The following is a 21631-nucleotide window of genomic DNA, read 5'->3' on the forward strand; positions in this document are numbered from 1 at the left end:
GATATATAGTATTTTTCTTATATTTTTAAATGATTAATATTTAGTTTTAGTAAAAAAAGAACTTAACAAATGGAGAATGATGAATTAAAATAAAATAGCCTATAGTTTTACAATTTATCTAGTTACTTGCGCGAAAAAATTATTCCAAAAAACTATTAAAAAACAAATTAAACAAAACAAAACCACCAACAAAGTAGAATAAAAGAAAAGAAGCCTTCTTTTACCATACTGAATCACAAAAGTTTCAGGATCGATAAAATGCTTTATGAAAACAATAGGAGAAATTTCTAACTCAGGTTTGAAATGTTTAACACCTAGCAAAAAAGTCCGAATTAATTGTATTCTATTATAATAGAATGCATAAAAAATATGATTTCCCTGAAAAATTTCTTTAATCATTACTTCCTCTTTATTAACTAAAATATAGAAACAGAAATATGCACGAATCCCTCTAAGTGGATACTCTATCGTAATGTCATATAAATCATTTCCAAAGCCAGGTGTGTGTGTATTCTTTTTTACAAAGTTTTTCCAAGCTATAGTTTTAACAACTTTCTCATTAAATTTATTATAATAATGAATACCTTTTTCATCAATACTCATTGCTGTATATATCCTCTTCCAAACATCAACTGCATGAACTATAATAAAAATAGTGGTTACTAAAAGCAGTATCGTAATACATACTGCCGCTAAAACATTATTCTCATTTAAAAAAACAAATACAGATGCGACAAGCAATACAAGAGGAAATATACATAACACACCAATACTATAATTTATTACTGTTAGCGGAATCGATGTTATGGGTTCAAAAGGAGGTAAACTATTCTTTTTACTTTTTTTCATCAACAACAATGATTTAAGTTTGACATTATGATAAAAAACAAAACCAATCCAACAATCAACAATATTAAAAAGGCTAATACCATAGCGTTATCCCTTTTAGCGTAATCAATCTTAAAAGTTTCTGGATTAATAAAGTACAACCCGTAAGCATGAGGATGAATTCTTATATCTGGTCTAAAATGTCTTAACCCTAATAATAAACTTCGAACAAGTTCTAATCTATTTGAATAAAACATATTAAAAATATGTTTTCCTTGAAATGTTTCTTTATGAAGCAATACTGTTCCGTTTTTTTCGTAAACCAGTAAAATCTTAGAGCTCCTTTATTATTTACAACCTGTGAAGCAACGTCATAGTTAAAATAATTTGAATCGGTTCTCCTATTCAAAAAATACACCGAACCTTCGAAGTTGTCTATCGATTCAAAATTTTTCCAATGTATCTCTTCGATTATTTCCCTTTAAATTTGTTGAAATACTTAATCCCTTTTTGATCAATCGTTATTGTAGTATAACTTAATGTTCTTTTAATATAAACTACACTTATTAAAATAAGAGGAATATTTAAAAATATTAGTATAAAAAGTGACTCTTCTGTTATATCTACTAAAAACAAAATAAAGAACAACAACCCAAAAGAAACTATCAAAACAAATAACGTCATGATGCCATAACTATAACTAGCCAGTTTCGATGTTATTGAAGTTATAGGCTTAAAGGGTGGTAAATTTTGCTGGTTCATGTTATTTATAAAAAGTACGAAAATACTTATTTTTATAAAATTCGACAAAAAATCCTTCCAATTTTATACGTTAAAATATCTATATAATTACACCTCACAGGTTTCAAATACCTGTAAGGTGCAGCCAGCATAAATTATCTAGAAATCTTACATAAAAGTTTCTATTAAAGCCTAAAAGAAAACTCATATTATTATTAATATCATTTCAATTTTAAAACATAATTTAGCAAACGATTCGCATACATCTTTGCTCTTTCTTTGACTTCATCTTGTGTAAAACCATCAACTGCAGATGTTCCGTGAAAAAAAATCGGATCTAAAAAAGTCATTTGAGTAAAATAGGCTGTCTGCTCGATATTTTTAAAAAATTCAGCAATTCTAAAATTATGTTTTCCAAAAGTTCTGTACTCCTGCTCCAACGAACCAACTGTCACACTCACTAAAACTTTTTTGCCTTTGAGCTTATCTCCTTTTGAACCATAAGCAAATTGATGTTCGAAAACCACATCAAACCAATGTTTTAAAATCGCCGGCATATTATACCAATATAAAGGATATTGAAAAATTATAACTTCATGACGAAGTAAAGCTTCTTGCTCTTCTTTTATATCAATCTTAAAATCAGGATATAATTCAGCCAGATTTCTAATTTCTATTTCTGGATTCGTTATCTGAATTTCTTCAATAATTGCTTTATTTGCGACTGATTCTTTTATTTGTGGATGCCCTAAAATTATTAATGCCATTTTTTAATTATTTATACTATCATTTTTATAGTTACAAAATTATTTATAGTTTTACAATCTCACAATAACTATCCAATTGGATAGGTCAAACAAGCAGTATGAAAAAGATCGAATGCGAACCTGATTTAATTAAACTCGACGGAAAAACTTATCCGTGCACTGTTAGTCTAGTAATGGATTTAATGGGAGGAAAATGGAAAGCGGTAATTCTGTATCATTTAAAAGACAATCCAAAAAGATACAATGAACTCCGAAAAGAAATGCCTACAGTGACAGAAAGAACATTAAGCTTACAACTCAAACAGTTGGAAGAAGATGGGTTAATTTTTAGAAATGTAGATGGAAAAAAGCCTCCAATAAAGGTAACCTACGGTTTAACGGACTTTGGAAAATCTTTTAAAACTGTTTTAGAATCAATTACCCAATTGGGAAATACAATTGCTTCTGAAAGAGGAGAATTTATTGTAGCTTAAATTATTCCCTATTAAACCTTACTAAATATTTATAGGGTACTTTACTTCCATATAAAATCATGACATTAGAAGAAATAAAACTTAAAATAGAAACTTTTCACAAAAATGGGCAAGTAATCAATGCCGTTTATTGGCTTTTAAAAAAGTATAATCTTAAAAATTCAAATCTTAAAGGATTTGAATTTAGAGAAAAAGCCAAGCCAGATTTTATTCTAATGACTACCGAAGGCGATTTTGGAGAACGTCAAATTATCAGGATTCCAGAAAACACATTCGAATTTCCATTAGAACTAATGCTGATTCTCATTGTACACGAAATGGTTCATGTAAAACAAAAAACAATAAAACCTTATATTTTAGATAAAAACGAACGAGAATGGCAGGCATATTACGAAATGAACTTTCATAATTTATTTCCGCAAGTTCCAGAAATTTCCAATTTTCATAAAAAATTCTTCGCTCAAAAGGGTTTAGAATATTACAACCGAATGGGTGTAGGCTCTGAACTTCAAAAGAAATACGGCGAACAAAAAAAACAAGTCGACGATCTGATTATCTCACTACAGTAAGATTGTATGACTAGAGCTATTTTCTCATTCTACAATAAAATAGCACAAAAGCGCAAAGATTAGAATACACAATAATCCTCCTATAATTTCGACCTTCAAGCGTTGCTTCTTATCAATTGTAAAAGTTTCTGGATTTATATAATGATCGGTATAAATGATAGGATCAATGGTAATATCTGGTCGGTAGTGCTTTATTCCTAATAAAAAAGTCCGAATCAATTCTGCTCGATTAGCATACAGCATCACAAAAAAATGCCTTCCTAGAAAAGCATCATTATGAGCTATAACTTTTCCATCTATCATAACAGGCCAATAAAACTGATCATAAAAAGATTTCGAAGGTCTAATTGATGTAACATCATATTTTGGAGGTTCAAAATAATGCTTGAGTTTTTCTCTTTTTGCAAAGCTGTTCCAAGGTATTCCTTTTACAATTCTCCCATTAAATTTGTTGAAATAGTGAATTCCTTTTTCATCAATTATTGTAGTTGTGAACATTTTATTTTTTGAGTAAATAAGCAATATTGCGATTCCTAACAATATAATTGAAAATACCAAAGACATTACTATGGTTCCTGCTTCATCTAGTCCAGTTTCATTAAGAGAACTTGTCAGTAAAAAAATCAATCCTGTTAGAAAAAACAGTGTCAAAAACACCCAAAAAGACCCCAAGATAAGATTTAGAAACAGCATGGGTTTTGAGCTAATAGATCTAAAAGGAGGTAATGATTCTTGTGGTGAATTTTGCATAGAAACCAGAGATGAATATCAAATATAAGCATAAATTAAAAAAGAAAAGCCCATTTTCTGTTTGAAAAATGGGCTTAAAAATATGTTGTAAAGTCAATTAATGACTCAAATTCTCAATTTCTTTTGGATCGTGTTTATGCTTAAATAAAACAGCAAAAGCAATTGCAATTACCAAAGCGTAAATAGCAAATGACAACCAGATTGTATGCCAGTCTTTCATTAAAACCGCATTTGTAAAAGCTCCGTCTGCAGAAATAGAATTTCCCTGACTTTTTACAAATTCTACCATTTTTTCATTAGCTGGATCTGTTTGTAAAAATCCCGCTAATTCTGTTGTGGTAGTAAACGATTTTGTAAAGAAACGATCGATAGCCCAGCCAGAAGTTAAACTTCCTAAAACTGCTCCTACCCCATTGGTCATCATCATAAATAATCCTTGAGCAGACGAACGAATTTTAGAATCTGTATTACTTTCTACGAATAAAGAACCTGAAATATTAAAGAAATCAAACGCCATTCCGTAAACGATACAAGAAAGAATAATCATCCACAAACCATTTACTGGATCTCCAAAAGCAAACAATCCAAAACGTAAAACCCATGCCAGCATACTAATAAGCATAACTTGTTTGATTCCGAAACGTCTTAAGAAAAATGGAATTGCCAAAATAAATAATGTCTCAGAAACTTGAGAAATCGACATAATAATTGTAGAATACTGAATTACAAATGAATCTGCATATTTCGGGAAATGTTTAAATTCATCTAAAAATACATCTCCATAAGCATTTGTCAATTGAAGCGCCCCTCCTAAAAACATAGAAAAAACAAAAAACAAAGCCATTTTGTAGTTTCCAAATAATTTAAAAGATTCTAAACCAAAAGTTTCAATCCAAGTTGCATTTTCTTTAATTAAACGCTGTGGTTCACATTTTGGAAGTGTAAAAGCGTAAACTCCTAGAATTAAAGCTCCAATTCCAGCAATATAAAATTGATATTCTGTTGCTTTACTTCCGCTCAAATTGGTAATCCACATCGCTACAATAAAACCAATTGTTCCCCAAACTCGAATAGGCGGAAAATCTTTTACAATATTTTTATTGTTTAATTTAAGTGATGTATAAGAAATAGAATTACTTAAAGCAATTGTAGGCATATAACAACACATTGCTAAAAGCATAACTGCAATAAAAGTATCTGGAGTACTTACCTGTGCAATTGCAAATAAAACAACAGCGTAAAGAATATGCAGAACACCGTATAATTTTTCTGCATTTACCCACCTGTCAGCAATAATACCCGTAAGTGTAGGCATAAAAAGAGATGCAATTCCCATGGTTCCAAAAACAAGTCCGAATTGAGTTCCTTCCCAGTTTTTTGTGCCAAACCAATAATTTCCAATTGTTATAAGCCAGGCTCCCCAAACAAAAAATTGAAGAAAGCTCATTAAAATCAATCTGTTTTTAATCCCCATATATTTAAAATTGTCTTTAGTAAAAATGAAGCGGTAAAACTACCATTAAAAATAATATCTGCAAAAAATTATGGTGTTTTAACAACATCATTTACCAATTCTAAAACGGCTGCAAATTGTTCTTCTTTATTTAAGTAAGAATTATCTATTTCTATTGCATCTTCAGCAATAACTAAAGGCGAATCTTCTCGGTGTGTATCCATATGATCTCTTTCGACAACATTTTTAAGAACTTCTTCATAAGAAACATTATCTCCTTTTTGCTGTAATTCGTCAAAACGTCTTTGAGCGCGGGTTTCAGCACTTGCAGTCATAAATATTTTAAGTTCGGCATCTGGAAAAACAACTGTTCCTATATCTCTACCATCCATTACAATAGCTTTATTTTTTCCCATTTCCTGTTGTTGTTCTACCAATTTAGCACGAACTTCAGAAACGGTGGCAACTTTACTAACGAAATTAGAAACTTCAATAGTTCTAATTTGCTTTTCAACATTTTCACCATTCAAAAACATTTCAGCAAAACCTAAATCTGCATTAAATTTAAATTCCAATTGAATATTAGGCAAAGCGTTAATCAAGGCGTCTTTATCAAAAAAGTCAGCTCCAATAATATTCTGCTGCATAGCAAAAAAAGCAACTGCACGATACATAGCGCCTGTATCTACATATACATATTCAAGTTCTTTTGCCAATTGTTTTGCTAAGGTACTTTTACCTGTTGATGAAAATCCATCGATAGCGATAGTAATTTTTTTCAATTTTCTATTTTTAAATTTTTATTCTATTAAAAGCTAGGTTAATAATAAATACTCATCAAAATATCCGATTCTGAACTATCAATTATTTTGGATATTCTTTCAAAATATTTTTTATTTACCATTGGACAGCCATAACTATTGCAAATGTAGCCATCTTTCTCTTTATATGGAACATCATAATAGTAATGAAAAACAAAATCTCTTTTAAATGCATTACTATTAGTGGTATCTAGTCCATACAATTTATAGGCTTTCCCAAATTTCCCTACATAATGATTTCCGATTGAATATCTTCCTAATGAAGTTTTTAGTGAATTGGGAACGTTACTAAATCGAAGTTTTCCTTTTACTCCGGTTTCAGAACCAGAACCATGAGCGACCAATCCTTTATCGATAATTTTATTTGTTTTTAAATCATAAACAAAAAAACGATTTTTACCCGAAGGGATTTTCATATCAATAAAAAAGGCAACTTTCTTGTTATATCGCGGACTTGTTTCTATAAGCTTTTTAACTTTAAGAACTTGATATTCTATTCTTCTGGCATCCGAAGAAGATAAATCTTGATTTCTTTTATTAGATACTATAAAGTAAGCTACAAAAGCTAAAAAAATAAAAATACAAATTAGCGCTATTTTCTTCATATTGAATCTGCAAAAAAAAACTTTCTATTATCGAAAATCAAACCGATTTCGACAATAAAAAGCTATATTTTAAATTAGTTAAAAGTTCTAATTAATAGTAAATATCCATTAAAATATTTGACTTAGAACCATCAATTATTTTTTCTATTCTTTTAAAGAATTGCTCGTTAACCATTGGACATCCGTGGCTGTTGCTAATGTAATAATCTTGCTCTTCTAAAGGAACTGCAGAATAAGAATGAAGGACAATTGCTCTTTTTAAAGCATTGTTATTGCTTTCTTCTAAACCAGCCAATCGATATGCTTTCCCAAAAATGCCTTTATACGTTTTTCCTACAGCGTATCTTCCAAGTGCAGTGCAATTAGAATTTGGCATATTACTAAACTTAAGCATTCCTTTTATTCCTGTTTCAGATCCAGAACCGTGAGCCACTAAACCTTGGTCTATAATTACGTTTTTTTCTAAATCATAAACAAAAAAGCGGTTTTTCCCAGAAGGAACTTTCATGTCGATTAAAAAAGCAATTTTTTGATTGTATTTATGATCAATGTTAATCATATTTTTTAAATCAATAATTCTGCTGTTAATTCTTTCCATTTCTATAGTAGAAATAGCATCATCTTCTTTAAAAGAGAGTTTCGAACCCGTTAAAAACCCTACAGTTACGAACAAAAACAAATAGAATATTTTCATATAACTACTGAAAATTTAAAATTAGACCAAAAAGACTTGTGTTAGCTGCCAATGTATATCTAGAATACGAATAATTAAATTTTAGCTTGTTTATTTTTAAACCAAAGCCCAAGGAAACTCCTGAAAAATTACGTTGTTCATCTACTCTCAACTCTTCTCCTCTTCGGAAATTATATCCTAAACGTAAATTAAATGCTCTTTTCGGAAAAAGCTCTACACCAAATGTTACGTGCCTTAAAGCATTATTAAAAAACGAAACTTTTTCCTCACTTGTTGATCCGTCAATGTTGGTTTCTCCCCTATTAGGATTTGAAAAAGAAATATTCCACTGCTGTAAATTCTCTAAAGTAAGATGCCAGCGAATGGGCACGTGTTCTAATTCTTGTGAAACTCCTGCAACGATTTCAAAAGGCAGATTTTCTTTTATTCCTGAATATGTGGTAAACTGCGTTCCCAGGTTGCGAAATACCAAGGCAAAATTCAGATCATTTTTTTCGTCTAAATATAAAAGCCCTAAATCAATCGCACCACCTATAGAATTATAACTTTCCAGAGAAGAAGTTATTAGTTTCGCATTTGTACCAACATAAAAATTAGTGTAAGGTACGTTGTACGAATATCCCACGGTAAGCGCTCCTTCACTTCCTGTAAAATTTGATGTTGCCTGACCATTCTCATCATAACCTTCAAATGATCCGTAGTTTACATAACTCACGCCAGCATAAAAAGTCTGCAAATGCCTGTCATAAGTATAAGCATAGGAAGCAGTGCCGTAAGAGGCTTCTCGGTAATAACTCCCGTAATTCATTGCCAAGTGATTGTCCATATCAGCGTTTATAAGTGCGGGATTAGACATGGCCTGATTAACATCTTCATCATATATGGTGATAATATCTCCTCCTAACGCTGCCTGCCTTGGTGAAGTAGTTAAGTTTAAAAACTGATAAGTGTAACGCCCTCCAACTTGTCCGAACGAAGCCGAGCAAATCAGTAATATCAGAAATAAAACGATCTGTTTTAACATGTTTTTGGAACGTTCCTATATGGGAATAACGTAAATACAAAGATAAAATTATATAACTTAAAAAATAATTTTTATAAGTATCTGTTTTTCAATAATTATAGCATAATTTCAACTTCAAACGCTTGAAAAAATTATAAAAAAAACACAGATTCCAATTAAAAAAGAATTCCACAATTCAATTAAAAGAACTTTCACTGAATTGAATAAAAAAATCCAAATCCCAATCTTTAAGTAAAGTTGGAATTTGGATTTTAATATATTGAAATTTAATTGACTTTTATTTTAAGGTCTTAGCATTTTTCACATTTTGATCTGTCAAAGCTAAAGATAATACTTCACTCATTTCTTTTACATAATGAAAAGTAAGTCCTTCTAAATATTCAGCTTTTATTTCGTCAATATCACTTTTATTTTCGTGACACAGAATAATCTCTTTAATACCCGCTCTTTTTGCAGCTAAGATTTTTTCTTTAATTCCGCCAACAGGCAAAACTTTCCCTCGTAAAGTAATTTCTCCTGTCATGGCAAGACTTTTCTTTACCTTCTTTTGCGTTAATAAAGAGACCAAAGAAGTTAACATTGCAATACCAGCACTAGGTCCGTCTTTTGGTGTCGCTCCTTCTGGAACGTGTAAGTGAATGTTATATTTTTGAAACAACTCGCTTGCTAAACCAAGTTTCTTTGCATTTGCCTTAATATATTCTAAAGCAATAGTTGCAGATTCTTTCATTACATTTCCTAAATTTCCTGTAATGGTCAAAGCCCCTTTTCCTTCAGAAATCAATGATTCTATAAATAATATATCACCACCTACACTTGTCCAAGCTAAACCTGTAACTACTCCTGCAACATCATTATTTTCATATTTATCACGCTCTAATCTTGGAACTCCCAAAATAGAAACAATATCTTCATCAGTAACTTTTTTGTTGTATTCTTCTTCCATTGCTACAGATTTTGCAGCGTTTCTGATAACCTGAGCGATTTTAGTTTCTAAATTACGAACTCCAGATTCTCTTGTATATCCTTCAACAATTTTTTCTAATTGTTTTTTACCAATAGTTAAATCTTTTGCCGTTAAACCGTGTGCTTCTAATTGCTTTGGAAAAAGATGTCTTTTTGCTATTTCTACTTTTTCTTCAATAGTATAACCAGACATTTTTATAACTTCCATCCTGTCGCGCAATGCTGGCTGAATCGCTGCCATATTGTTTGATGTCGCGATGAACATTACTTTCGATAAATCATAACCCATTTCTAGGAAATTATCATAAAAAGCACTGTTTTGCTCTGGATCAAGTACTTCTAATAAAGCAGAAGAAGGATCGCCACTATTGCCGCTTGATAATTTATCAATTTCATCCAGAATAAATACAGGGTTAGAGGTTCCAGCTTTTTTCAAGCTTTGAATAATTCTTCCCGGCATTGCACCAATATAGGTTTTTCTGTGTCCGCGAATTTCTGCTTCATCGCGTAAACCGCCTAATGAAATACGTACATACTCACGGCCTAAAGCTTCTGCAACCGAACGACCAATTGAAGTTTTACCAACTCCTGGAGGCCCTGTTAAACATATAATTGGAGATTTCATGTCATTTCGCAATTTTAAAACTGCCAAATGTTCAATCATTCTTTTCTTAACTTCTTCCAATCCAAAATGATCTTTATCTAAAACTTTTTGGGCAAATTTCAGATCAAATTTATCCTTAGAATATTCGCCCCAAGGCAGTTCTAGAAATAATTCTAGATAATTTCTCTGGATTCCAAAATCTGGAGACTGCGGATTCATACGGCGCATTTTTGACAATTCTTTTTCGAAATGTTTCTGCGTTTTTTCGTCCCACTTTTTAGTTTTCGCTTTCAGCCCCATTTCGTCCATTTCTTCTTCCTGCGAAACGCCTCCCAATTCTTCTTGAATGGTTTTCATTTGCTGGTGAAGAAAATATTCTCTTTGCTGCTGATCTAAATCAAAACGAACTTTTGACTGAATGTCATTCTTCAATTCTAATTTTTGAAGTTCAACATTCATATAACGCAATGTTTCTAAAGCACGCTCTTTCAATCCATTTATCGATAAAAGACCTTGTTTTTCTTTTACAGATAAGTTCATATTAGAAGAAACAAAATTGATTAAAAACGACTGGCTTTCAATGTTTTTAATAGCAAAAGTAGCTTCAGAAGGAATATTTGGACTTTCCTTTATAATTTGAATTGCCAATTCCTTTACAGAATCTAAAATGGCTGTAAACTCAGAATCATTTTCTTCAGGACGTTCTTCAGCAACTTCTTTTATTGTTGCTGTCATGTACGGTTCTTCTAAAACAACTTCGTCAATTTCGAAACGTTTTTTACCTTGAAGAATAACGGTTACGTTTCCGTCAGGCATTTTTAAAACACGTAAAATACGTGCTACAGTCCCTATTTTATGAATATCGTCTTTTGACGGATCCTCGTCTTCTTCATTAATTTGAGATACAACTCCAATGATTTTTCCGCCCGCATTGGCATCGTTAATCAATTTAATAGATTTATCTCTTCCCGCAGAAATCGGAATTACAACTCCTGGAAATAAAACTGTATTTCGTAAAGGTAAAATTGGCAGAGAAACAGGCAGTTCCTCATTGTTCATTTCCTCTTCGTCCTCTGGAGTTAATAATGGAATTAATTCTGCTTCTGAATCGAATTCCTGAAGTGACAGATTGTCAATAGTAAGTATTTTATGATTTGACATAATAATATATAAGTCGTTTTGTCATTAAAAGTTTAAAACTATCTGTAAATCGTTCCTTAAAAAGTATTGTTTTTGATAAGGGCTTAGTTTACAAGACAGGCCATAAAAATAGACAATCATTATGCCAAATGCAAAATAAGTCAGTTTTAAAATCAGATTTTGATTTATAACTTTCTGCTGATTGAAAAAAAATAAAATTAATTTTATCAAAAGTGTAACAAACCAAAAAAAGTACAGTCCCTATTAAAAACCAAAAGCCACGACTTGAGTCAAAACAACCAAAATATCGAGGAATTAATTGCGCTTTGTAAAAGTAATAATCAGAAAGCGCAGTTTGAAATTTACAACCGCTATTGCAAGGCGATGTATAATGTGGCTTACCGCATTGTAAAAGACGAACATTTTGCACAAGACGTCATGCAGGAAGGTTTTTTAAAGGCTTTTACAAAAATTAACGACTACAAACAAGAAGTGGCTTTTGGTGCGTGGTTAAAAAGAATAATCATTAATTATAGTATCGATTTTTATAAAAAAAATAATGCTTTTCAAGTAGAAGATATAAGCAAACAATTATACAAAGTCGAAGAAAATGATGGAATAATTTCTGAAAATATTGACTTAAACAATCTTAAAGTAAAACAGGTTCTAGATACTATCCTGCAGCTAAAGGATAATTACAGAATGGTTTTAACACTGTTTTACATTGAAGGCTACGATCAGGAGGAAATCTGCGAAATTTTGAATATTACCTATGCAAACTGCAGAACGACCTTGAGCAGAGCCAAAGATAGTCTAAGAAAAAAAATGGAAGAAATATAAAATGAATTGGAATATGAAAAATGAAAAAGACAGTTTAGATAAATTATTCAGCAGATTGGAAAACCAATGGGATGTTCAGGAATTAAACTCCGATCATCAAGTTGATTTTATGCAAAAATTAAATAAAAAAGAACCGAAGAAAAAATACTGGTTTATGACAGCTATTGCCGCTTCGATTGTATTAATGCTCGGAATTTCTATTTTTTATAAAAATGAAAAACCACAACAATTCAAATTTGCCTCCAAAGAAACTAAACGAACCGATTCTATTTTCAATATTCTGATCGATAATGAGCTGGTTAAATTAAAAGAAAAGAGTTCGCCAGAAAATGAGCAGATCATTAATGATGCTTTAAAACAAATGAAAACCTTTGATGCTGATTATCAAAAAATCATTAACGAACTGCAAAAAAATGGCGAAAACAAACAGATTATTTATGCAATGATTAGTAATCTCCAAACCAGAATTTCTTTTTTGCAAACCGTTTTAAAAAGAATTGAAGACAACGAAAAATTAAAAAACACCTCTAATGAAAAAACACTATAACGTATTAATCTTATTTATTTTGATTCCTTTTTTAGGATTTTCAAATGATGACACTTTTATTACTAAACAAAAAAACATTAAAAAAACATACATCGTCAATTCAAACGCTGGAATTGATATTGATAATAAATACGGAAATATTATGGTCTCAACATGGAATGAAGACAAAATAGATCTTGATATCACGATCAAAGTGAATGGACCAAATGAAAACTGGGTTAACGAACGTTTAAACAGTATTGACGTAGAAATTTCTGCTCTTAAAAGTTTGGTTTCAGCTGTAACTAATCTTGGAAATTCTTCTCTTAAAAGTAAAGGAAGCAATAATAGTTTTGAGATCAATTACGTAATTAAAATTCCTAAAAATGGTTCTGTCAAATTGGTAAACAAATATGGTAATATTTCTGCTTTGAGCTTAGAAGCAAATACTGATATTAATTGTAAATACGGCAAAGTTACCTTAGATAAACTAAATGGATCCAACAATCAAATTGAAATTGCATACTGTCAAAATTCAAGTATAGATTATATCAAAACAGGATCTATTAACGCCAGATATTCTGGTCTAAAAATTAATGATTCTGGTAATTTAAATCTAAATGCAAATTATACCGATGTTAATCTTAACGAGGCTCAAAATATAAAATACCAATGCAATTATGGTACATTTAAGTTCCAAAAAATCAATTCGTTAAATGGTTCAGGAAATTATTTAACGCTTATTATTGGAGAGGTTTCAAGCAACTTTAGTTTTGATACAAACTACAGCAAAATCAATATTGGAACTCTGAATGAAAAAGCTGGAAATGTAAACATAAATTCTGGATACACAGATATTGCTATTGGATACGCGCCTAATTATTCATTTGATTTTGATGTTTCTGCCCGATATTCAAACATCAAACATGATAATTCTTTAGATATTTCAGTTTCAGAAACAAAAAGCAACAGCAAAAGAATAAGTGGTTTCTACAGAAAAAAAGGACAAAATAAGATTAATATTAATTCGAACTATGGGAACATTTCATTAATAAAAAATTAATCATCTAAAAATCAAAACAATGAAAAAATCAATTTTACTTTTACTTTTAGCAGTTTTTCTAGTGAACGGCAATGCTAAAGCACAATGGTCTAATAATAAAGTAAATGGAAACGGTAAGATCGTGACCCAAACAAGAACAACTGGCGATTATGACGGAATCAAAATTGCAGGCTCTTTTGATGTTGATTTAGTTGCCGGAAAAGAAGGGAAAATTACAATTAAAGGAGAAGAAAATCTACTCGCCGTAATTAAGGTTGAAGTTGAAGAAAATGAGTTAAAAATTTATGTTGAAAAAGGAACTCAAATTCGCACAAGTATAGGGAAGAAAATTGAAGTTATAGTTCCTTTTGAGAAAATTTCTGCTGTTACTTTATCTGGTTCAGGGGATATTAGAACAAAAAATAAAATTACAAGCGATAACTTATCTGCCAAATTATCAGGATCTGGAAATTTTAATTTAGAAATTGACGCAAAAAATCTTGATTTAGCCTTAAGCGGTTCTGGTGATGTGGTTTTAAAAGGCAGAGCTGATTCTTTTACCAGCAAAATATCTGGCTCGGGAAATGTAAATGCCTCTAATTTAAAATCTAAAAATGTAGAAGCTAATGTTTCTGGATCTGGAAACAGCACTGTAAACTGCGAATCAAGCCTAACTGGAAAAGTTTCCGGTTCAGGAAATATTAAATATTTAGGAAATCCTGAGAAAAGAGATGTAAAAGTTTCGGGTTCAGGAAGTATTTCAAAAGGTTAATTATTAAAAAATATCACGAATTACAAAAACTATCATCAATCAATAATTACTGCAATTCGTGATATAATTATTAAAGACGTTTCATTAATTTGAAACGTCTTTTTTATGTACTCTTCTTAAAAGAAATATGGCTGTAACGAAAAAGATTGCTAAAATTACAATCGCCGCACGCGGACTTCCTGTAATTTGATCTATAATGCCGTAAACGCACATTCCTATTACAATTCCGATCTTCTCAGCAACATCATAAAAGCTAAAAAACGAAGCGGTATCTTCTGTTTCTGGTAATAATTTGGAATACGTTGATCGGGACAGCGCTTGGATTCCTCCCATTACAAAACCTGCAACTGTTGCCATAACATAAAAATGTATTGGTAATATTATAAAAAAGGCAAGCGCACAAAATACGGCCCAAATGATATTAATCACAATTAAAGTTGGAATATTTCCAAACTTGGCAGAAGCTCTTGAAGTTAAAACAGCACCAACAACGGCTACCAACTGAATTATTAAAATACAAATGATAAGTCCAATAGTGCTTTCTTCTTTAGATGACCATTGAATTTCCTGCGCTCCAAAATAAGTAGCTACAAGCATAACCGTTTGTACAGCCATACTCGAAACAAAGAAACCTCCTAAATAACGTTTTAAAGGAATGTTTTCCTGTAATAATGCCCAAACTTTCTTTAATTCTTTAAATCCGTTAAACACTACAGATCTAGTTAATTTTTGCCCTGTATCTTTACTTCCTTTTGGCAAATAATAATAGGTATATTGACTGAATAAAATCCACCAAACTCCTACCATTATAAACGAATAGCGCATTGCTTTCATTGCAGCTTCTCCATCTGTACCGGTAATTCCGAATAACTTTGGTTTCATAATCATCGCTAAATTAACAATCAGCAAAATGACACTTCCTACGTATCCTAATGAATATCCTTTAGCACTAATTCTATCCTGCTGTTCTTCAAAAGCAATATCTGGAAGATAAGAATTATAAAAAACTAAGCTTCCCCAGTATCCTAATAATCCTAGGAAATAAAATAATAATCCAATGTAAATATTGTCCAGATCAAACCAATACAATCCCATACAAGATAATGCTCCTAAATAGCAGAAAAACTTCATAAAGGATTTTTTATTTCCCACATAATCTGCAATCCCAGATAGTAATGGGGAAATAAACGAAACAACCAAAAATGCTGCAGCAGTAATAAAACTTATTAAAGCTGAGTTCTTTAAATGAAGTCCAAAAACATCTATGTAATGATCTCTGTCACTAAATAATGCTTCGTAAAAAATTGGAAATACTGCAGATGCAATAGTCAATGTATAAACCGAATTGGCCCAATCATAAAATGCCCAGGCGTTTAACAGCTTCTTATCTCCTTTTTGTAGGTTTTTCATATATATGGTTTTGATAACAGCCTACGAATTTATCCAATTTTTATTATAATCAAATATTAATTATTCAATTCGTGCATTATTAAATTATCAACTGTACTAAAAACAAAAAAGCTATTCAAAAAATGAATAGCTTTTAAAATTATACCCTTGAGAATATAAACTTATTTTATAGTTCCAACTTTAAGCGCAATAGCTTTAGCTTCTGGAATTAAAGATTTTATATTTGCAATCCTTGTAGCATCAGAAGGGTGCGTACTCATAAATTCTGGTGTTCCAGCTCCTCCAGATTTTGAAGACATTCTAGTCCAGAATGCAATAGCATCATCTGGGTTATAACCTGCAATTGCCATAAGAGTCAGACCAATTTTATCGGCTTCGCTCTCGTTGCTTCTGCTAAATGGCAGCATAACTCCCACTTCAGAACCAAGTCCGTAAGCCTGCGAAAATATTTGTCTTGTAGACTCAGATTTACCACTTGTGGCTGCATCTAATGCTACGCCTCCAATTTGCTGTAACTGTGCTGCAGACATTCTTTGTGCTCCGTGATTAGCAAGTGCATGTGAAACTTCGTGTCCCATTACTGTTGCTAAACCAGCTTCATTTTGAGTTATGGGTAAAATACCAGAATAAACAACAATTTTTCCACCTGGCATGCACCATGCGTTAACCTCTTTATTGTCTACTAATTTGTATTCCCAACGGTAGTCTTTTAAATACTGAGATTGTCCCAAATACGTTAAATATTTTTCTGCTGCAAGCTTAATTTTATAGCCAACAGTTTCAACAAGTTTTGCATCTGCAGTTCCAGTGATCACTTTATTTTCAGATAAAAACTGACTATATTGCTGAAATGAAGATGGAAATAACTCACTATTAGAAACAAAATTCAAATTTTGCTTACCTGTGATTGGATTTGTTGCACAAGCCATTGCAAGTGCTCCAAAAATTCCTAAAAAGAAATATTTTTTCATAATTCTAGCTAATTTTCTTCCAAAAATACAATTAAAAAGATATTTTATTTTATACAATTAAGTGAAAAAATATCAGAATTTAACTATTCACCTACGATGTGTAATTCATTAAACTCTTTTTCAACAATTAAGAAATTATTTTGTTTGAAATTAATTTTATCAAATTCAATTTTTTCATTGTCTATTTCTATTTCAGAAACTTTAAACGGCAAACCGATTAAATTAATTTTGTATTTGCTATAAGGAGTATCGTATTTACCTTCTTTATGAAGCTGAATAATTAGTTCTTTTTCTTTTCCTATAGATCTAAAAGATAAAAAGCTGTAACGTCCCTTTTTATAATCGTAACCATCTTGTGCATCTTCATATACAACAGATTTTTCTTTTCCGTTTTTAAAGTAAACATCAAGCGTCAATTCATCAAATTCTAATTCTCCCACATACTGCTGTACTGGATATTTTGGGATAATGGCTCCTGCTTTTACAAAAACTGGAATTTCATCAAATTTAGTGTCAATCCAGATCTCTCTTCCTCCAATAAAAAGTTCATTTGTCCAGTAGTTATACCACTCACCTCTTGGAATATACATACGACGACCTACAGCATTAGGTTCAAGAATTGGACATACTAAAATTTGATTTCCAAAGATAAATTCATCATTACGATAATGTGTTTGTGTATCATCTTGATCGTAGTAAACCAAAGGTTTCAGCATTGGAAGTCCTTCTTCAATATACTGCCAGAACATGGTGTATAAATAAGGTAATAATTGATAACGAAGACTTACAAATTTTCTGGTAATATTAATCACTTCTTCATCAAACGCCCAAGGCTCCTGATTTCCATGATCTCCAGAAGAGTGCGTTCTGCAAAACGGATGAAAAACGCCTAGCTGAATCCATCGCGCATATAATTCGCCCGTTGGCTGTTCTGCAAATCCTCCAATATCTGACCCTGTGAATCCCATTCCTGAAATTGACATTCTTTGCACTTGAATGTTAGCAATCCATAGATGTTCCCAAGTTGCCACGTTATCTCCTGTCCAAGAAGAAGTATAGCGCTGAGCACCAGAATATGCCGATCTTGTAATGACAAAAGGACGTTTTGGATAAGTAAATCGTTTTACACCATGATAAGTTGCCCTTGCCATCTGCGTTCCATAAATATTATGGGCCTTTCTATGGCTGCACGGATTTCCATCATAAAAATGACGAACATCCATTGGAAAAGTCTTATTTGGAACCTCCATCACTGCAGGTTCATTCATATCATTCCAAACTCCTTTCACTCCTATTTCTGAAACTAATTCTTTAAATAATCCAGCCCACCATTCTCTAACTGCGGGATTTGTGTAATCTGGAAAATTACATTCACCAGGCCAAACTTTTCCTTTCATATATGGTCCATCGGCTCTTTTACAGAAATAATCTTTTTCTAAAGCTTCTTGATACACCCAATAATCTTTATCGATTTTGATTCCGGGATCTATTATAACAACCGTTTTAAAACCATCTTCTGCTAATTCAGCAACCATTTTTTTCGGATCTGGAAAATAGTTTTTATTCCAAGTAAAACAGCGAAATCCTTCCATATAATCAATATCTAGATAAATGGCATCACAAGGAATTTGAAGTTCCCTAAATTTTGAAGTAATTTCTTTTACTTTACTTTCTGGATAATAACTCCATTTACATTGATGGTATCCCAAAACCCATAAAGGAGGTAATTCTGGCTTACCGGTCAGGTCGGTATAAGTTGTCACAACATCCTGCATTTGCGGACCATAAAAGAAATAATAATTCATTTCTCCACCCTCGGCCCAGAAACTCGTAACATTTCTTCTTTCTTGACAAAAATCAAAAAAAGTTCTAAAAGTATTGTCAAAGAAAATACCATAAGATTGTTTGTTATGAAGTCCTATATAAAATGGAACTACCTTATATAAAGGCTCTTGATCTTTTTGATAAGCATATTGGTCTGTGGCAAAATTTTCGACTCTTTTGCCTTTAAGGTTCATTTGAGTTGCCTTATCACCAAGGCCATAATAACATTCGCCATCTTTAGAAAACTTACTCATTTTTACGATATTTCCACCGTATTCGTAGCTTTCTTCCCAATGAAAACCAAGTTCATCTTCAAGAATCAAAAAGTCATTAAGATCGTAAATAGCCAGACGAAGATCTGCTTTCTGAATTTTACATTTTACTTTGCTGGTTCTAATCTGAAAGAAAGTTTCTTCCTCCGTAAGTTCCAAGAAATTGTAACCATGAAGTTGTGTTTTATCAATCGCATATGAAAAGTCATTACTAAAATAACCTTTTGTAGTGAAGCGAAATCGAATCAAACTGTCTCTAAGAATAGTGACTTTTAAAATAACTTTATTATCCGTATTGAAAAAAATCGAATCTCCTTCCTGTTCGTATGAAACAATTTTTGATGGATATAAATCGCCTTTGTATTCTAATGATGTGTTTGTAATCATATCGCTAATGAATTAATTATAAAACGCTAATCTCTATTTCAAACATACAAAAAAAGTTAGTAAAGCCCTATGAATAAAAGGTTTATTCACGAAAACGTTTTTTCTGATCGAGAATTAAATTACTGCTCAAAAAATCGAAAAATCGATAATTTAAGAACAATAAAATGACAAAACAGCACTTATGGAAATGAATGTAAGATTTTTTTTAAACGAAAGAATATACGGTTACACTTAAAGGTGGTAAAATTAATTCAACAGAAAAATCCCTTCCGTCATAAGATATTGAATCAATTTTTAATGTTTTTCCATTTCCAACACCGCCACCGCCATAAATCAATGCATCGCTATTAAAAATTTCTTGTAATTTACCTTTCTTCGGAATTCCTATTCTGTAATTTTCTCTTATTACTTCTGTAAAATTACAGACTACAATTACATTTTCATCGGGATTATTTCCTTTTCGGATATAAGATAAAACCGCATTTTGATGATCGGAGTAATTTATCCATTCAAAACCATCTACTGTAAATTGCTTTTCATACAATGCAGGACATGATTTATAAAGCTGATTTAAATCTGTAATCAATCTTTTTATTCCCGAATGAAAATCATATTGCAGTAAATGCCAGTCTAAACTTTGCTCAAAATTCCATTCGCTTGTCTGACCAAATTCAGCTCCCATAAACAATAATTTAGTTCCTGGATGAGTGAACATATAACCGTATAACAATCTCAAATTGGCAAATCGCTGCCATTCATCGCCCGGCATTTTATAATTAAGAGATTTTTTCCCATACACTACTTCGTCATGAGAAAAAGGAAGCATGAAATTTTCGGTAAACGCATAGGTCATCGAGAAAGTCAGATCATTTTGATGATATTTTCGATAGACAGTTTCTTTTTCAAAATATTTTAAGGTATCGTGCATCCATCCCATCATCCACTTCATTCCAAAACCCAATCCGCCTGTAAATGTTGGCCTTGAAACCATCGGAAACGAAGTACTTTCTTCTGCAATGGTCTGTACTCCATGAAAATTAGCATAGATTACTTCGTTAAATTCTTTAAGAAAGCTTATGCTGTCTAAATTTTCTCTTCCTCCAAAAGTATTAGCTTCCCACTCGCCTTCTTTTCTAGAATAATCAAGATATAACATAGATGCTACAGCATCAACTCTTAATCCGTCAACATGATAATTCTGAAGCCAAAAAACAGCGTTACTGATTAAAAAGGCGCGGACTTCATTTCTTCCATAATTAAAAACCAGACTTTTCCAATCTGGATGATAACCCTTTCTTCGATCTGGATGTTCATATAAATGTGATCCGTCAAAATAACCCAAACCGTGCGCATCATCAGGAAAATGTGATGGAACCCAGTCTAAAATTACACCAATTCCTTCCTGATGCAATCTATCAACCAAAACCATAAAATCTTGAGGCTTCCCGAAACGTGAAGTTGGCGCGAAATATCCTGTTAGCTGATAACCCCAAGAAGGATCATAAGGATATTCCATAATCGGCATAAATTCTACATGCGTGAAACCCGTTTCTTTTACATATTTAACTAAATCATCGGCAAGCTCTAAATAACTTAAAAAGCGATTGTGCTCAGCTCTTTTCCAAGAACCTAAATGAACTTCATAAACAGAATAAGGTTTGTCTAAAGCATTAAATTGCTGACGATTCTGCATCCAGTTTTCATCTTTCCAGCTATAATCTAAATCCCAGACTACAGATGCAGTATGAGGTGGTTTTTCGCAATACAAAGCAAAAGGATCTGCTTTTTCGGTTACAATTCCTCCAATATTCGATTGGATTTTATATTTATAAAGAGCTCCTTTTGAAATATTAGGAATAAATCCTTCCCAAATTCCAGAAGAATCCCAGCGAACATTTAAATTATGTTCGCTTTGAGTCCAATAATTAAAATCACCTACAACTGAAACAGAATGTGCTGTAGGTGCCCAAACGGCAAAGTAAACACCTTTAACTCCATTAACTTCAATTAAATGCGCTCCTAATTTTTCATATAATTTGAAGTGTTTACCAGCTTTGAATAAATCAATATCAAAATCTGTAAATAGAGAATGTGTGATTACTTTAGTCATATTTGTTTTTTAAGGTAACGATTGAAATTGCAATTTTGAGTT

Annotated in this window: 20 protein-coding genes; 7 read left to right on the forward strand and 13 right to left on the reverse strand. The window is 31.7% G+C overall.

The features are described 5' to 3' along the window. Positions 1-114: 114 nt before the first annotated feature. Together QE431_RS11370 and QE431_RS11375 are read right to left on the reverse strand one after the other, a co-directional pair. Complete coding sequence (locus QE431_RS11370) at positions 115-849, reverse strand: hypothetical protein (RefSeq protein ID WP_307295872.1); 735 nt, start codon at positions 847-849, stop codon at positions 115-117. A gap of 941 nt (positions 850-1790) precedes the next feature. After that, positions 1791-2336 carry an NAD(P)H-dependent oxidoreductase gene (locus QE431_RS11375; protein WP_307295876.1) on the reverse strand — a complete coding sequence of 182 codons (546 nt, stop codon included), beginning with the start codon at positions 2334-2336 and terminating at the stop codon, positions 1791-1793. Between the two features lie 98 nt (positions 2337-2434). Here QE431_RS11375 and QE431_RS11380 point away from each other — a divergent pair, with 98 nt between their 5' ends. Next, positions 2435-2809 carry a helix-turn-helix domain-containing protein gene (locus QE431_RS11380; protein WP_057117865.1) on the forward strand — a complete coding sequence of 125 codons (375 nt, stop codon included), beginning with the start codon at positions 2435-2437 and terminating at the stop codon, positions 2807-2809. Between the two features lie 59 nt (positions 2810-2868). Beyond that, the gene (locus QE431_RS11385) at positions 2869-3378 is read left to right on the forward strand and encodes a hypothetical protein (protein WP_307295880.1); all 510 of its coding nucleotides are present in this window, start codon (positions 2869-2871) and stop codon (positions 3376-3378) included. Between the two features lie 24 nt (positions 3379-3402). Here the strand turns inward: QE431_RS11385 and QE431_RS11390 are convergent, their stop codons facing one another. Further along, positions 3403-3876: a hypothetical protein gene (locus tag QE431_RS11390; protein ID WP_307295883.1), complete on the reverse strand. Its 474-nt coding sequence runs from the start codon at positions 3874-3876 to the stop codon at positions 3403-3405. Between the two features lie 70 nt (positions 3877-3946). Here QE431_RS11390 and QE431_RS11395 point away from each other — a divergent pair, with 70 nt between their 5' ends. Continuing rightward, positions 3947-4156: a hypothetical protein gene (locus QE431_RS11395; protein ID WP_307295885.1), complete on the forward strand. Its 210-nt coding sequence runs from the start codon at positions 3947-3949 to the stop codon at positions 4154-4156. A 69-nt stretch (positions 4157-4225) separates the two neighbouring features. On the opposite strand, the gene QE431_RS11400 is transcribed toward QE431_RS11395, so the two are convergent. The 6 genes from QE431_RS11400 to lon all read right to left on the reverse strand — a co-directional run bounded on the left by QE431_RS11400 (position 4226) and on the right by lon (position 11456). Next, positions 4226-5602, reverse strand: a complete 1377-nt coding sequence (locus QE431_RS11400) for a nucleoside permease (RefSeq protein WP_307295888.1) — start codon at positions 5600-5602, stop codon at positions 4226-4228. A gap of 68 nt (positions 5603-5670) precedes the next feature. Next, positions 5671-6363 carry a (d)CMP kinase gene (gene cmk / locus QE431_RS11405; RefSeq protein ID WP_057117861.1) on the reverse strand — a complete coding sequence of 231 codons (693 nt, stop codon included), beginning with the start codon at positions 6361-6363 and terminating at the stop codon, positions 5671-5673. A 38-nt stretch (positions 6364-6401) separates the two neighbouring features. Beyond that, entirely contained in the window at positions 6402-7007 is a 606-nt protein-coding gene (locus QE431_RS11410) for a murein L,D-transpeptidase catalytic domain-containing protein (RefSeq protein ID WP_307295891.1), read from the reverse strand. A 91-nt stretch (positions 7008-7098) separates the two neighbouring features. Beyond that, on the reverse strand, positions 7099-7701 hold the full coding sequence (locus tag QE431_RS11415; protein WP_281865718.1) for a murein L,D-transpeptidase catalytic domain-containing protein: 603 nt from the start codon (positions 7699-7701) through the stop codon (positions 7099-7101). A 4-nt stretch (positions 7702-7705) separates the two neighbouring features. After that, positions 7706-8725, reverse strand: coding sequence for a type IX secretion system protein PorQ (porQ, locus tag QE431_RS11420; protein WP_307295893.1), 1020 nt, complete (start codon positions 8723-8725; stop codon positions 7706-7708). A gap of 277 nt (positions 8726-9002) precedes the next feature. Further along, entirely contained in the window at positions 9003-11456 is a 2454-nt protein-coding gene (gene lon / locus QE431_RS11425) for an endopeptidase La (protein WP_307295895.1), read from the reverse strand. A gap of 264 nt (positions 11457-11720) precedes the next feature. Here lon and QE431_RS11430 point away from each other — a divergent pair, with 264 nt between their 5' ends. From QE431_RS11430 to QE431_RS11445, 4 genes are read left to right on the forward strand one after another with little or no spacing between them, the layout of a single operon-like run. After that, complete coding sequence (locus QE431_RS11430) at positions 11721-12275, forward strand: RNA polymerase sigma factor (RefSeq protein ID WP_307295897.1); 555 nt, start codon at positions 11721-11723, stop codon at positions 12273-12275. A gap of 13 nt (positions 12276-12288) precedes the next feature. Next, positions 12289-12822, forward strand: coding sequence for an anti-sigma factor (locus QE431_RS11435; protein WP_307295900.1), 534 nt, complete (start codon positions 12289-12291; stop codon positions 12820-12822). Then, complete coding sequence (locus QE431_RS11440; RefSeq protein WP_307295901.1) at positions 12806-13864, forward strand: hypothetical protein; 1059 nt, start codon at positions 12806-12808, stop codon at positions 13862-13864. Before QE431_RS11435 ends, QE431_RS11440 begins: the two co-directional genes overlap by 17 nt. 19 nt (positions 13865-13883) lie before the next feature. Continuing rightward, positions 13884-14615, forward strand: a complete 732-nt coding sequence (locus QE431_RS11445; RefSeq protein WP_307295902.1) for a head GIN domain-containing protein — start codon at positions 13884-13886, stop codon at positions 14613-14615. A gap of 84 nt (positions 14616-14699) precedes the next feature. On the opposite strand, the gene QE431_RS11450 is transcribed toward QE431_RS11445, so the two are convergent. The 4 genes from QE431_RS11450 to glgB form a co-directional block, all read right to left on the reverse strand. Beyond that, positions 14700-16025 (reverse strand): MFS transporter, encoded by a 1326-nt coding sequence (locus QE431_RS11450; protein WP_134141161.1) that lies wholly within the window; start codon positions 16023-16025, stop codon positions 14700-14702. Positions 16026-16186: 161 nt separating this feature from the next. Next, entirely contained in the window at positions 16187-16996 is an 810-nt protein-coding gene (locus tag QE431_RS11455) for a M48 family metallopeptidase (RefSeq protein ID WP_134141160.1), read from the reverse strand. A gap of 83 nt (positions 16997-17079) precedes the next feature. Then, a complete protein-coding gene (locus QE431_RS11460) occupies positions 17080-19479 on the reverse strand; it encodes a glycoside hydrolase family 31 protein (RefSeq protein ID WP_307295906.1) in 2400 nt (799 codons plus the stop codon). A gap of 205 nt (positions 19480-19684) precedes the next feature. Next, positions 19685-21589, reverse strand: coding sequence for a 1,4-alpha-glucan branching protein GlgB (gene glgB / locus QE431_RS11465; protein WP_307295908.1), 1905 nt, complete (start codon positions 21587-21589; stop codon positions 19685-19687). Positions 21590-21631: the final 42 nt, after the last annotated feature.

Origin of the sequence: Flavobacterium sp. SORGH_AS_0622 (assembly GCF_030818825.1) — a bacterium.
Taxonomy (GTDB): domain Bacteria; phylum Bacteroidota; class Bacteroidia; order Flavobacteriales; family Flavobacteriaceae; genus Flavobacterium.

Excerpts from the sequence above, each read along its gene's own strand:
- QE431_RS11440 (WP_307295901.1), top strand. The coding sequence starts at position 12,806 with ATGAAAAAACACTATAACGTATTAATCTTATTTATTTTGATTCCTTTT.
- lon (WP_307295895.1), bottom strand. The coding sequence starts at position 11,456 with ATGTCAAATCATAAAATACTTACTATTGACAATCTGTCACTTCAGGAA.
- QE431_RS11385 (WP_307295880.1), top strand. The coding sequence starts at position 2,869 with ATGACATTAGAAGAAATAAAACTTAAAATAGAAACTTTTCACAAAAAT.
- QE431_RS11395 (WP_307295885.1), top strand. The coding sequence starts at position 3,947 with ATGGTTCCTGCTTCATCTAGTCCAGTTTCATTAAGAGAACTTGTCAGT.
- QE431_RS11400 (WP_307295888.1), bottom strand. The coding sequence starts at position 5,602 with ATGGGGATTAAAAACAGATTGATTTTAATGAGCTTTCTTCAATTTTTT.
- QE431_RS11415 (WP_281865718.1), bottom strand. The coding sequence starts at position 7,701 with ATGAAAATATTCTATTTGTTTTTGTTCGTAACTGTAGGGTTTTTAACG.
- porQ (WP_307295893.1), bottom strand. The coding sequence starts at position 8,725 with ATGTTAAAACAGATCGTTTTATTTCTGATATTACTGATTTGCTCGGCT.
- glgB (WP_307295908.1), bottom strand. The coding sequence starts at position 21,589 with ATGACTAAAGTAATCACACATTCTCTATTTACAGATTTTGATATTGAT.
- QE431_RS11390 (WP_307295883.1), bottom strand. The coding sequence starts at position 3,876 with ATGTTCACAACTACAATAATTGATGAAAAAGGAATTCACTATTTCAAC.
- QE431_RS11410 (WP_307295891.1), bottom strand. The coding sequence starts at position 7,007 with ATGAAGAAAATAGCGCTAATTTGTATTTTTATTTTTTTAGCTTTTGTA.
- QE431_RS11455 (WP_134141160.1), bottom strand. The coding sequence starts at position 16,996 with ATGAAAAAATATTTCTTTTTAGGAATTTTTGGAGCACTTGCAATGGCT.
- QE431_RS11375 (WP_307295876.1), bottom strand. The coding sequence starts at position 2,336 with ATGGCATTAATAATTTTAGGGCATCCACAAATAAAAGAATCAGTCGCA.
- QE431_RS11450 (WP_134141161.1), bottom strand. The coding sequence starts at position 16,025 with ATGAAAAACCTACAAAAAGGAGATAAGAAGCTGTTAAACGCCTGGGCA.
- QE431_RS11460 (WP_307295906.1), bottom strand. The coding sequence starts at position 19,479 with ATGATTACAAACACATCATTAGAATACAAAGGCGATTTATATCCATCA.
- QE431_RS11370 (WP_307295872.1), bottom strand. The coding sequence starts at position 849 with ATGAAAAAAAGTAAAAAGAATAGTTTACCTCCTTTTGAACCCATAACA.
- QE431_RS11380 (WP_057117865.1), top strand. The coding sequence starts at position 2,435 with ATGAAAAAGATCGAATGCGAACCTGATTTAATTAAACTCGACGGAAAA.
- QE431_RS11445 (WP_307295902.1), top strand. The coding sequence starts at position 13,884 with ATGAAAAAATCAATTTTACTTTTACTTTTAGCAGTTTTTCTAGTGAAC.
- QE431_RS11435 (WP_307295900.1), top strand. The coding sequence starts at position 12,289 with ATGAAAAATGAAAAAGACAGTTTAGATAAATTATTCAGCAGATTGGAA.